This is a genomic window from Bacteroidetes Order II. bacterium (genome assembly GCA_016788705.1).
Taxonomy (GTDB): Bacteria; Bacteroidota; Rhodothermia; order Rhodothermales; family UBA2364; genus UBA2364.
In genome coordinates this window covers 87,586-100,327 of the sequence record JAEUSQ010000027.1, presented here as the reverse complement: position 1 = coordinate 100,327, position 12,742 = coordinate 87,586, and the positions used below count along the sequence as shown (strand labels likewise).

Annotated in this window: 7 protein-coding genes; 2 read left to right on the top strand and 5 right to left on the bottom strand. The window is 45.0% G+C overall.

Features of this window, described 5'->3' with window-relative positions; translation table 11 throughout:
- The first annotated feature begins 97 nt into the window (after positions 1-97).
- Together JNN12_07340 and JNN12_07335 are read left to right on the top strand one after the other, a co-directional pair.
- Positions 98-1,075, top strand: a complete 978-nt coding sequence (locus JNN12_07340; protein MBL7978139.1) for a CapA family protein — start codon at positions 98-100, stop codon at positions 1,073-1,075.
- Positions 1,076-1,143: 68 nt separating this feature from the next.
- Positions 1,144-3,162 carry a sensor histidine kinase gene (locus JNN12_07335; protein MBL7978138.1) on the top strand — a complete coding sequence of 673 codons (2,019 nt, stop codon included), beginning with the start codon at positions 1,144-1,146 and terminating at the stop codon, positions 3,160-3,162.
- Positions 3,163-3,171: 9 nt separating this feature from the next.
- Here the strand turns inward: JNN12_07335 and JNN12_07330 are convergent, their stop codons facing one another.
- From JNN12_07330 to gltB, 5 genes are all read right to left on the bottom strand, one after another.
- Entirely contained in the window at positions 3,172-4,257 is a 1,086-nt protein-coding gene (locus JNN12_07330) for a glycosyl hydrolase 53 family protein (protein MBL7978137.1), read from the bottom strand.
- Positions 4,254-4,925, bottom strand: coding sequence for a hypothetical protein (locus tag JNN12_07325; protein MBL7978136.1), 672 nt, complete (start codon positions 4,923-4,925; stop codon positions 4,254-4,256). Before JNN12_07325 ends, JNN12_07330 begins: the two co-directional genes overlap by 4 nt.
- 35 nt (positions 4,926-4,960) lie before the next feature.
- Positions 4,961-6,322, bottom strand: a complete 1,362-nt coding sequence (locus JNN12_07320; GenBank protein ID MBL7978135.1) for a hypothetical protein — start codon at positions 6,320-6,322, stop codon at positions 4,961-4,963.
- Positions 6,323-6,602: 280 nt separating this feature from the next.
- Positions 6,603-8,075: a glutamate synthase subunit beta gene (locus JNN12_07315; protein MBL7978134.1), complete on the bottom strand. Its 1,473-nt coding sequence runs from the start codon at positions 8,073-8,075 to the stop codon at positions 6,603-6,605.
- Positions 8,076-8,113: 38 nt separating this feature from the next.
- On the bottom strand, positions 8,114-12,634 hold the full coding sequence (gltB, locus tag JNN12_07310; GenBank protein MBL7978133.1) for a glutamate synthase large subunit: 4,521 nt from the start codon (positions 12,632-12,634) through the stop codon (positions 8,114-8,116).
- Between the last annotated feature and the right edge of the window lie 108 nt (positions 12,635-12,742).

Genomic DNA, 12,742 nt, shown 5'->3' with positions numbered 1-12,742 from the left:
AATCTGTTGTTGGTTTCTTGCGGGTTGTACGAAAAATGAAAAACAGGAAATAGACAAAGTCAATGGGTCGGTTGCTACAAACACCCCTGTTAAGAATTTGGAGCCAATTACGATTGCTGCGGCAGGTGACATCATGCTGGGATCCACTTTTCCCAATACAACCAGAATGCCACCCGAAGACGGTGCTCGGCTACTCGATCCTGTTGCGCCTTTATTTCAGGCAGCAGATATCGCCTTTGCCAATTTAGAAGGCCCTTTAATTGACGAAGGAGCCTCTGGTAAGTGTGGAAAAAGTGGGAATTGTTTTGCCTTTAAAATGCCAAATCGCTACGGAAAACACCTCAAAAATGCAGGATTAGATGTGCTAAGTGTGGCCAATAACCATGCGAATGATTTTGGTGAAGCAGGCCGTCTAAGTACACGTAAGACGTTGGATGAAGTTGGCATTCTTCATGCAGGTGGGGATCGTCAGTCTTTTGCAACTACTTTTAAGGAGATTAAAGGCAAAAAGGTGGCGTTTATTGGGTTTGCCCACAATAATGTTGCACCCAATGTGAATGAATTGGAAGCCGCACGCCAACTGGTACAAGATGCAGATGCCAAAGCAGACTTGGTGGTGGTCTCGTTTCATGGTGGGGCAGAAGGTTCTGGAAATACCCGTGTTCCTAATAAAACAGAGATGTTTTTTGGAGAAGCCCGCGGTAATTTACCACTTTTTGCTAAAACCGTTATTGATGCTGGTGCGGACCTGGTGCTGGGTCATGGGCCGCATGTGTTGCGCGGAATGGAGGTGTATAAAGACCGCCTGATTGCCTATTCGCTCGGTAATTTTGCTACCTATGGCTGGTTCCAACTGGCAGGCCCTACTGCGGAAACGATGGTCTTGGAGGTGAAATTGGATGCCGAGGGGAGGTTCTCAAGCGGGAAAATCCATCCTTTTGTACTTACAGGACGTGGGATTTTAACAAAAGACAAGTCAAATTCGGCCATTTCTACCTTGCGGAGATTGTCTAAATTGGACTTTCCCAACACCATGCCTCACATTGCATCCGATGGTACGGTATTTGTAAAATAAATTTACGTCACGTAGCTTTTAAAGTTTTTTCTTTTTAGAAAAAATCTTATTTTTTTGATATAATAAAAATGCATCTGCCATATATTTATTGTAGATTTTATGATGGCTGTATAAAAAAGCTATTTGTTTCTTTATGTGTATTTTTTATTTTTTCACTTCAAATATTGTCACAACAAGGGAATACATTTATTAAATCAACAATTCATGATTTTAATAAGTTGGATAATGATGAAGAACGGATGATATTTATTAAGAATTTTTATTTATATGATAAATATACTTATGAACAAATTTATAAATATATAGATCGTAAAGGAAATAAAAAATTATTAGCTTTTTGGTTATATACAAAAGGGCATGTCATGCACCCTTTCAACTATTCAGTTACTGAAGCTGTTGAAGGGTTAAAAGAAATTATTAGAATTTCAGAGCAAAATACAGGGTTTGAAGTTGAAAGGATTGTTGCAGAAATGTCGTTAGAATTAAATGATTTTGCTAATGGAAGATTGAAAGAACAAGAAATGTATTCTTCGTATCTTAAAAAATTGTCAAGCATGAAAGCGCTTGGGTTCAAGAATTTTTATTTATATAATGGTGATTGGATGTTATATCATATGGGAAGAACTTTTTACTCGTTGGGAGATTATGAAAAAGCCTTAGAGAGTTTAAGTCTATCTATTAGATATACGCAAAGTACATCTGAGATTTTTTATACGCTGACTTTGAATCTGATTCAAGCCATTTATGCAAACCAAAAAGATTATGCAAAGGCTATTTTGTATGCTCAGTTGATTTATAATGCAAACCATGTAATAGGTGCTAATCAGAACCCACAAGACTGGAGGAAGATATTTTGGCAAGGACTTTCTTCTTTGGATATAGCTTCCTATTATATGGAGTTAAATGATATTCGGAGTGCAAATTTTTATGCCGAAAGAGGGTATAAATTGTATCAGATGAACTATAATTATAAAGACCCGAATTCAATTAGTCAGACCATAGCAGAGTTCGACGCACTTCAAGTTGTTGTCAAGTTAAAGTTAAGGCAAAATAAAGTTGAGGAGGCAAAAAAATATTTAGAACGTTCGAGGCTCTTGCAGAAATATATTCGCTTTAATGATCAAGGTAATTATTTTAAGTTACTTCCATTTTATTATAATAATGTGAATTATTTTGAAATTAAAAATGATTATCTAAATGCGTATAAGTTTCTTAAACTTGTTAATGTGATAGAGGATAGTTTGGAAAAACAAAAAGATAAACGAAAGATTTGGCAAATTGAAATGCGAGTAGATGCCGAAAGATATGAAAATAAAATAGAGGATGCGATCAAGGTTGGTCGTCAAGAGCAGTGGTTAAAAAACTTGGCTGTGATTGTACTTGGTCTTGTTTTATTCGTGGGTATCATTATAATATATAAGATTAAAAATGATAATAAGATAATTGTGGATCAAAAAAAAATGTTGGAAAGTTCTTTAGGTGATAAAGAAAGGCTACTTCAAGAGATTCATCATAGAGTCAAAAATAATTTGCAAATTATTTCAGGTTTATTTGAAAAACAAGCCCGAAATATGAAAGATGAACAAGCAAAAAAACTTATGAAAGAAGGGCAAGATCGTGTGTATTCAATTGCATTAATTCATCAAAACTTATATCAGTCAGAGGACTTGTCAACTTTAAGTATTCAAGACTTTATTACAACTCTTATTAACAATATAGAATTGTCATATAAATTAGAAAGTCAAATTATTTTTGTTGATCTTAATATAGATAATTCTAAGTTAGACATTGATACTGCAGTACCAACAGGTTTGATCGTTAATGAGCTTATTACAAATTGTTATAAATATGCCTTCAAAAATAGGTCTCATGGCAAAATAGAAGTATCCTTTTATCAGAAAGAATCTTATTATTACTTGAATGTAACGGACAATGGTGTTGGTATCCCAGAAGATGTTCGCTTATTTAATCGTCAGACGCTTGGCATGAATTTGGTCAAAGGATTGGTTCGTCAATTAGATGGAAAAATGGAATTAAAAAGTAGTCAGGAAGGAACGTGCATATTAATTTATTTTCAGATTCCTTAATATAAAACATTATTGATAGGCTTCTAAGACAGGTAAACTGTCGTTATTAAAATCCCAAAATGCCTGATTTTCCCAAGAAGATCCATTGGTTGCACGATTGCCCTTGAAGCTGATCCATTCGGCCCCCCAGTAGCAAAATCCGATGCTCTTGGGGTTTGCTTTGAGTAAGTTTTTTACTGCTAAAACGTACTCTTTCTGGCCTTTTGGAGTGGCAGGAAACCCAGAAAGTAATTGAGATTCAAGACCGACAATATTGTTCGTCCAATCATTCCAACCCAAGCTAAAGGGATAAGCCATTTCTGCAATTAAGACAGATTTTTGCATTGTCGTAGTTAGTCTTGCCAAATCTTCTTTTAATTTGTTTAGGTCTTTTCCATGCCATATGGGATAATAGCTAAGTCCCATGATGTCATAATCTATATCAGACAGTTTTGTGAAGAAAGATTCTGCAAATTCGATTCCGGCATAATGGAGGATGATTTTGGTTTTTGGATTTACTTGGCGTACTGCTAAAGCTGCTTTCTTAAGTAATAATTTGAAGACCAAAATGTTTTCATAATTTCCATCCGGCCATAAAAAACCGCCATTTATTTCGTTTCCTAATTGAATAAAATCAGGTTTTATTTCCTCCATAATTTTCCGGGTATAGGCATAAACGCTGTCTTGCAGTTGCTCGCCCGTGATGTTTTTCCAGCCAAGGGGCTTGGTTTGTTTTCCAGGATCTGCCCAAGTATCGGAATAATGAACACTGATGAGGGTTTTTAAGCCCAGATTTTTGATTTCAGCACTTAGTTTTTTGACGGTTGAAAAAGAAGAGGTTTCTTCGGCAGGTTGCTTCCATAGCCGAAGGCGGATAACATTGACACCAGATCGTTTGAGGGTAAGCAAGGGGTCTTCTGGTTGGCCTTGAAATCGGGTCGTCATAGGATGAGACCTGAGTTCCGGTAAGAAGGAAATATCGGCCCCTTGAACGAAAAAAGAAGGTTCTTCCTCTTCGGGAATAGGCACCAGCTGATTGGAACAAGCCGAAGAGAAGAGGGCCAGAAGCCAGAAACTGGCTGACCGCAAGCAAAGTAATCGTTTCGGGATGTTCATTCGGGTTCCTCACTCCAACTGGGGGCGCGCCGAATTTGGTCAAAGGGCATGACCACGGAAGACATAATATTGGATAAATGGGCTGAAACGCGAGAAATCATGCGGGCAAGACCTGCCAAGACCACTGCCTCGTTCACCGTTATTTCGGAATCATTGGCCAGATTGCGCATAAACTGCGAGGTCAAGGTTTTTACAGTGATGTTCTGATTCATTACCTCTCGTGCGACCTCAATATCTTTTCCAATAAATCCTTGCTTCATTTGTGGAAACATGTGGGCAATGAGGTTGCGGATGTTACGCAATTCTTGCACCCGTGTCCCAATGCGATTACGGTGGGCCAGATCCGCCATTTTGGCAATGGATTTACCCAAATCACCCGCCCGTTCGGCGTCTTGTACAATGCTCATCAAGATGAGACCAATGGTGATGTCTTGCTTGGGTTCTTGATGAAAATGCTCTTGAAGTCTGCCACGAATGCCAATTTCTCGGTTATTGATTTCATCGTCCCGTGCCTTCAGGTCAACTTTAAGGGCTTGGTTATCTAAGGCATAAGCAGTAGATGCGGTAAAGATTTCTTCTGCAATTTCCAACATTACCTGCATTTCGGTCAGACATTGCTGAACCAGAGGTGCGGAATGGTTGGTGCGAATAAAGTCAAAAAATCCCATACAAGTCTTGTATTAAGCAAACCTAAAGGTACAAATCATAAAGGCAATTCAAACACGGGGGGGCCTGGTAAAATAGGGAAAAATTGAGAATGTGCGAGCCGGTTAGGAAATGTATGGGCATAAGTGGCTTCCCATTGTTGTAGGAAAATGGGAACATCGAATGTATGTACCATTGCCCATACAGCCCCTCCAAATCCAGCACCAAAAGCTGATGCAGCCAATGCCCCCAATCGTTTGGCTGACGCGACCAGAAAACTTGTTTCCTGAATTTGATTCCTAAGAAACCGCTCTGCATAGTGCTGCGACTGGAAGGTCAGGCGTCCAAACGCCACCAATTGGTCTCGTTCAAGGGCGCTCATTGCCTCCTGTACCAATTCGGACTCGACGATGAAATGATCCAGCCGATCCATGAGTGCAATATCTGAGAAGGGTTTTCCACGTTTTAGCAGAAGATGTTTCCAGAGAGTATAAAGGTCAAAAGCCGGGCTTTGGATCAAGGCGCCAATATGGGTAAATTGGCTTTGTTCATGCTTGTTCCAGGTTTCAACGAGGGCGTTGGCCAGGCCCGCAGCACGGTTATAAAGGGATTGGGCTTCTCCGGTTTTTTCTGCCAAAACCCCCGAATGTGCGATGACGAACTGAAATTGATCGGGCATTGGAAGCGCCTTTTGGAAGCGAGTGGGGGCATATGAAAAATGATTCAAGTGCCCCGAATGGCTACATATGATCGCGACATGGTCTTGGCTACCACCTTTTGTGCCTACACCCTTCTCGCCCCTGAGCGAACCGAAACTCGTGCCATTTTCAATGCAACTGGCATAGGTGGCCAAATCTTCCTTTGTCTTGATCTGGCTAACCCAAAGTGGATGGTCTTGAAGTTGGTTTAGGTCCGACAAAACCATTAAAAGAGAAATGATGAAGGCACTGGAACTGCTCATGCCGGCTGCCTGAGGCAAGTCCGATGTGAAAAAAAGATGCCCGCCGGACAATTTCCCGAAGTTGGAGGTGAGTCTCCGAATAACGGCAAGGGCATAAGCCGACCAGCCAATAGGATCGGGGGACCAATGGGAAAGGTTGATGGAAAGGCTCTTCTTTTCGTCTAAATGATGAAGATAGATCGCGGCGCCATCGGTTTTGTAGCCATATATTCGGAACCCCTTATCTATGGCGCAAACAATACTGCTCCCGCCGGCATAGTCGGTGTGTTTGCCCAAAATTTCCAATCTTCCTGGGACAAAATAACCCGTTAACGCCTCTGTTTGGGTCTGAGCGATTGCTTGAATCCGCGAACGGTCGTCGGATAAGGTCGCGAGAAAAGCCGAGATATGATGGAGCGGAAAGCCGTTTTTCCGAAGTATTTCGGAAGGGGGGGCCTGCGCTTGAAAGGCTTGTTGCATGATGTTTAAGCATGTGGTGGTGTGGATTTCCAAAATACGGCGTTAAGCCACCCGTTTACAAATTATTGGGTCACAAGGGTTTTCTACTTGTTTAGCGTTTCGCAATTTGTAATACTACCCTTATGAAACAATGCAGCTGGTAGGTTCGATGGTTGGTTTCTTTTACGATTCTATATGTCCTGATAGGTATATTTTCCAAGTCCCAAAAAAAGCCGACGGATGTCCCGGCGGCTCTTAGCCCTAGTTTTAGATGGTGTAAGAAAGAGGAGTCTGTAGAAACTTATACGGCAACCGCTTCAACGGGCTTGGCAAATTGAAGGGTTTTGGTGAGGTATTGATGGACGCTTTGCGCGGCTTCACGGCCTTCGCGGATGGCCCAAACTACCAGAGATTGGCCACGCCGACAGTCGCCAGCGGCAAAAATACCCGGTATCGAAGTCTCGTGGCGTTTAAAAGCCGCCTTAAAATTGGATCGTGCATCTGTTTGTAAACCAAATGCCTTGGCAAGCGTCGCTTCCGGCCCCAAAAATCCCATAGAGAGAAAGACCAAATCAGCTTCCCATGCTTTTTCGGTTCCAGCAATCTCGCTCAGTTTGCCGCCCTCCCAGGCAATATTGACGGTTTCTACTCCAATAATTTGGCCATTCTCATTGCCAATAAAGCCTTTTGTAACAAGTGTATAGGTACGTGGGTCTTCGCCAAAAACGGCTTCGGCCTCGGTATGCCCATAGTCCACACGGAAGATACGCGGCCACTCTGGCCATGGGTTGCTTTCGGCACGCTCGTTCGGCGGTTTGGGCATTATCTCGAAATTTACCACCGAGGTGGCCCCATGTCGGACGGAGGTTGCAATGCAATCGGTTCCGGTATCCCCGCCCCCAATTACGATGACCTTTTTGCCTTTTGCATCAATGAAAGGACTGGTTGCCGCCTCGCCATCCAAGAGCCGTTTGGTATTGGCTTCCAAGAAATCCATTGCAAAATGAATACCTTTTAATTCACGGCCAGGAGCAGATAAGTCACGGGGCCGAGTAGCGCCTACGGCCAATACAATCGCATCAAAATCATTACGCAGCGTCTGTGGGTCTATGTTTATCCCAATATTGGCATTGGTCACAAAGTGTACCCCACTTGCTTCTAATAGTCTTACCCGTCGTTCCACTACACCTTTGTCCAATTTCATGTTTGGAATGCCATAGGTCAACAGTCCGCCTATTCGGTCATTGCGTTCAAACACAGTCACGGTATGTCCGTGTTTGTTCAACTCATCGGCGGCAGCCAGTCCAGCAGGGCCGCTTCCCACTACTGCAACCCGAAACTCTGTCCGGAATCGGGGTGGCGTAGCGGTGACCCAACTTTCTGCAAAACCACGGTCAATGATGGATTGTTCAATGTTTTTGATGGTTACCGGTTGTTCGTTGATGCCCAGTGTACAAGAGCCTTCACAGGGTGCAGGACAAACACGGCCCGTAAATTCTGGAAAATTATTGGTTTTATGTAACCTGTCGAGGGCTGTTTTCCATTCGCCTCGAAACACCAAATCATTCCATTCCGGTATTAGGTTATCCACCGGACATCCCGTTTCGGAATGGCAAAACGGGATGCCACAATCCATACAACGGGCTCCTTGTGTAATCAGGGCAGATTCGTCTGTGCGGGTGTATATCTCCTTGGCATCTTGAATCCGTTCAAGAGGTGGACGATATGGGATGGTTTTTCGGGCAAATTCAATAAATCCGGTTGGCTTTCCCATGTAGTTATTTTCGTTTGGTCTATTGGTGCAAAGGGTTTTTAGGCAAGTATAGATTGTTTTTGCTTTAGGGCAGAAAGAACCCGCTTATAGTCTCTTGGCATCACTTTGACAAATTGCCTGACTCTTGCCTGCCAATGGTTTAGTATTTCTTCGGCAATGGTGGAGCCAGTATATTGTAGGTGGCGCGAAATCAACTCGTGCAGTTCCATGAGTTCTTCTGGTTCAGTAACCCCTTCCAAATTTACCAGTTCGGTATTGCAATGCCTTTCAAACGTGCCCACAGAGTCCAGTACATAAGCAATTCCACCACTCATTCCAGCGGCGAAATTACGTCCCGTAGGGCCAAGAATGACTACGCGGCCGCCCGTCATGTATTCACAAGCATGGTCGCCCACGCCTTCTACCACCACTTTTGCGCCGGAGTTACGGACGGCAAACCGCTCCGCTGCTTGTCCACGAATATAGGCTTCCCCACTTGTTGCGCCATAAAAACAGACATTGCCCACCACAATATGCTCTTCAGGCCGGAAGGTGGCCACCCGATCCGGATAAACCACCACTTTTCCGCCAGAAAGGCCTTTGCCTACATAGTCGTTTGCATCTCCTTCGACTTCTAAGGTAACTCCTTGGACGGTAAAGGCGCCCAAGCTTTGTCCGGCGGAACCGCGTAGTTTAATCCAAATGGTATCTTCTGGCAAGGCGGGTTCCCCAAAACGCCGGACAACTTCGCTGCTCAGCATGGCGCCGATTACACGGTCGGTGTTTTTTACGGGTAGGGCAAGCCGAATGGGTTTGGCTTGTTCCAAAGCAGGAAATGCGAGCGCAATTAAGGTATTGTCTATGGACTTCATCAGTCCATGGTCTTGTGGTTCGGAACAAACCACGGGCATATTGCCATAGAGGGATTCGGCTGGAACCAATAGGGCCGATAAATCAATGGTTTTGGTTTTCCAATGCCGAATGTCTGGATTTTCTTCGACCAATTCTACTCTGCCTACCAATTCCGTGATGGATATCACGCCCAATGAAGCCATAATCTCGCGGGCATGTTCGGCCACCATCCATAAATAGTTTACGACGTGTTCGGGAAGTCCTTTAAATTTCTTACGCAAAACCGGGTCTTGGGTAGCCACTCCCACCGGACAGGTATTCAGGTGGCACTTCCGCATCATAATACACCCCATGGTAATGAGCGGCGCCGTGGCAAATCCAAACTCTTCCGCGCCCAAAATGGCTGCGATCACCACATCACGTCCTGTTTTTAATTGCCCATCGGTTTGGAGCGTAACCCTGCTTCTTAACCCGTTCATCACCAATGTTTGGTGGGTTTCTGCGAGCCCTAACTCCCACGGTAACCCTGCATGTTTGATGGAGTTGATGGGCGAAGCCCCCGTGCCGCCATCGTGTCCGGAAATCAGGATATGGTCTGCTTTGGCCTTGGCAACGCCTGCGGCAATGGTTCCTACGCCAGCTTCCGAGACCAATTTGACGCTGATCCGGGCACGGGGATTGGCGTTTTTTAGGTCGTGGATGAGTTGCGAGAGGTCTTCTATGGAATAAATATCGTGGTGGGGTGGTGGGGAAATAAGCCCAACGCCGGGCATGGAGCGACGCACAGACGCAATGTATTCACTCACCTTATGGCCTGGTAATTCGCCCCCTTCACCAGGTTTTGCCCCTTGGGCCATCTTGATTTGTAGTTCATCGGCATTGTGTAGGTACCACATGGTGACCCCAAACCGACCGGAAGCCACTTGTTTAATGGCACTCCGCTTGGAGTCGCCGTTGGGCATAGCCTCGAACCGGAAATAATCCTCCCCCCCTTCGCCCGTATTTGATTTTCCCCCGAGTCGGTTGAGCGCAACCGCCAAGGTTTCGTGCGCTTCTGTTGAAATAGAGCCAAGGCTCATGGCGCCGGTCACAAAGCGTTTGACAATCTCGGAAGCGGGCTCTACTTCATGTAGTGGAATGGCTGTGGCGCCCGCTTTAAAGCGCAATAAACTTCGTAGGGTACTGGCGTTTTCCGCTGTGCCGTCCACGACCTTGGCAAAAGCATAATAGGCGTCTCGGCTGTTGGTACGGGCTGCTTTTTGTAAGTGCGCAATGGCTTCGGGAGTCCACATATGACGTTCTCCGTTGCTGCGCCAGTGATACTCGCCGGGGTTATCAAGTTGGGAGGCATCCAGTTGTTCGGGGAATGCCAACCGATGCCTCTGGAGGGCTTCTTCGGCCAATTCTTCATAAGAAATGCCGCCGATCCGGCTAATGGTTCCTGAAAAACTTTTTTCCACCAAGGCTTTATTTAAGCCTACGGCCTCAAAAATCTGTGCACCTTTATAACTTTGCAGGGTTGAAATGCCCATTTTGGCCATAACTTTCAAGATTCCTTTACTCACGCCTTTTTTATAAGACATAACAAGACCCTCTTTGGTCATTTCGTGGCCAAAAGCACCTTTTTCGTATTCTGACATCGCCGATTCGAAGACAAGATAAGGGTTTATGGCATCTGCGCCGTATCCCAAAAGCACCGCATGATGGTGTACTTCGCGTGCTTCACCCGTTTCTAAGATGAGGGCTACACGGGTACGCAATTTGGTACGGATCAGATGATGATGAACCGAAGATGAGGCCAATAAAGACGAAACTGGAATCCGGTTTCGGGAAGCGAGGCGGTCGGATAAAATCACGACACTATGGTTTTGCCAGATGGCACGCTCTACTTCTTTACAAATTCGGTCAATGGCCTGTTCCAACCCTCTTACGCCCTCGGAAACTGGATACGTAATGTCTATTACAGAAGAAGTCCAACCACGATGATTCATCTTTTTGAGGGCAGCCATTTCTTCATTAGACAAGATTGGGTCGTCTAATCGCAATCGGTGAGCGGATTCTGGTGAAGGCGCCAACAGATTGCCTTGTGGTCCAACATAGCACTGGAGCGACATGATCAGGTATTCCCGGGTAGAGTCAATCGGGGGATTGGTTACTTGGGCAAAATGTTGCTGGAAATAGTCGTAGAGCAAGCGGTCTCGGTGCGACAATGGGGCTAAAGGTGCATCGTTTCCCATAGAGAAAAGTGGTTCGGAACCTGCTTTAATCATTGGCTTCAAGATGAAATTTAGGTGTTCGGTGGTGTAGCCAAAGACCTTTAGCCGGGCGGTTAGGTTGTCTGTGGTGGCTGGAATCGTGTCAAAGTCGGTAGTGGCCACAATTTCTGAAAGGGTGATTTGTTGGTCGCGTAACCATGATTTATAAGGTTGCGCTTCTGCAAGTTGCTTTTTGAGCTCTTCGTCGGGCACAATGCGCCCTTGTTCAAAATCCACAAGAAACATGCGGCCAGGTTGTAAGCGGCCCTTGGCCTGAATTAAACCTGCGGCAATGGGAAGTACACCTGCTTCCGAGGCCATAATCACCCGGTCGTCTTTGGTAACGTAGTAGCGGCTTGGGCGCAGGCCATTTCGGTCTAATACTGCCCCGATGTACCGCCCGTCGGTAAAAGATATGGAGGCAGGACCATCCCACGGCTCTAAAAGATGGGCATGATATTCATAAAATGCACGTTTGGCAGCACTCATGCCTTCGTGGTTTTCCCAAGCTTCTGGAATCATCATAGCAATGGCTTCGGGAAGAGATCGACCACTAAGTACCAATAATTCTAATACGTTATCAAAATTTCCGGAATCCGAGGTATCTGGCTCGCAGATGGGTTGAGCCAAGGAGGTGTCAATTAAATCGGATTTTAGTTGCCCCTGACGTGCATACATCCAGTTCACATTCCCTTTGAGGGTGTTGATCTCGCCATTGTGGGCCATCATGCGCTTTGGTTGGGCACGGTCCCACGAGGGAAAGGTGTTTGTGGAAAACCGACTGTGTACCATCGCGAGGTGGCTTTCATAGTCAAGGTCTGCAAGGTCGGGGTAATAATGCACCACCTGTTCAGGTGTTAGTCGGCCTTTATAAATAATGGTACGTGCAGAGAGGCTACACGCATAGAAGTCCTCCTCCATCAACCGTAATTGATTGGTGATGCGCTTGCGGACGTGGTAAAGTTTACGTTCAAAGGCATCGGAGGTCATGCTTGTTGGTGCGCCAATGAAAGGTTGTTCTGTATAAGGGCGGTGTGAGCGGGCGGTTGGGCCAAGATCGGCGCGGATCGGGTCGGTAGGGACATCTCGCCATCCAATAAAGACGAGACCTTCACGGGCAACCATCTCTTCCACAACGTCTTTCATTCGTTGCCGTTCTCCTTCCATATGCCCGAAGAAAAAATTACCTGTCCCATATCGTCCTTTTTCCGGAAGGTCAAAGCCCAAATAAGCCGTTACTTTTCGAAAAAATGTATCTGGAATGGCCGTCAGGATGCCCGCGCCATCGCCTGTATTGGCCTCGCAACCACAAGCACCACGGTGGTCCATGTTGATAAGCATCTGATTGGCATCTGCTACAATCTGATGACTGGCTTCGCCTTTTATATGGGCAATGAAACCTACGCCACAACTGTCTTTTTCAAATTCGGGATGATAAAGCCCGCGTGCACTTGGAAGTCCTTTTTTCATCATGTCTTTTCGTTCTGCCAACCCCAGGTATGGTATGATTGATTGGTTCTTTACTTATTTTGGTAATAGACCTATATTGCATAATAAAGTAATAGGTATTGGTAAATAAGC

Bases quoted from the DNA above. Each gene is read 5' to 3' on its own strand.
- JNN12_07335 (MBL7978138.1), top strand. From the start codon at position 1,144: ATGCATCTGCCATATATTTATTGTAGATTTTATGATGGCTGTATAAAA.
- JNN12_07330 (MBL7978137.1), bottom strand. From the start codon at position 4,257: ATGAACATCCCGAAACGATTACTTTGCTTGCGGTCAGCCAGTTTCTGG.
- JNN12_07325 (MBL7978136.1), bottom strand. From the start codon at position 4,925: ATGGGATTTTTTGACTTTATTCGCACCAACCATTCCGCACCTCTGGTT.
- JNN12_07320 (MBL7978135.1), bottom strand. From the start codon at position 6,322: ATGCAACAAGCCTTTCAAGCGCAGGCCCCCCCTTCCGAAATACTTCGG.
- JNN12_07315 (MBL7978134.1), bottom strand. From the start codon at position 8,075: ATGGGAAAGCCAACCGGATTTATTGAATTTGCCCGAAAAACCATCCCA.
- gltB (MBL7978133.1), bottom strand. From the start codon at position 12,634: ATGATGAAAAAAGGACTTCCAAGTGCACGCGGGCTTTATCATCCCGAA.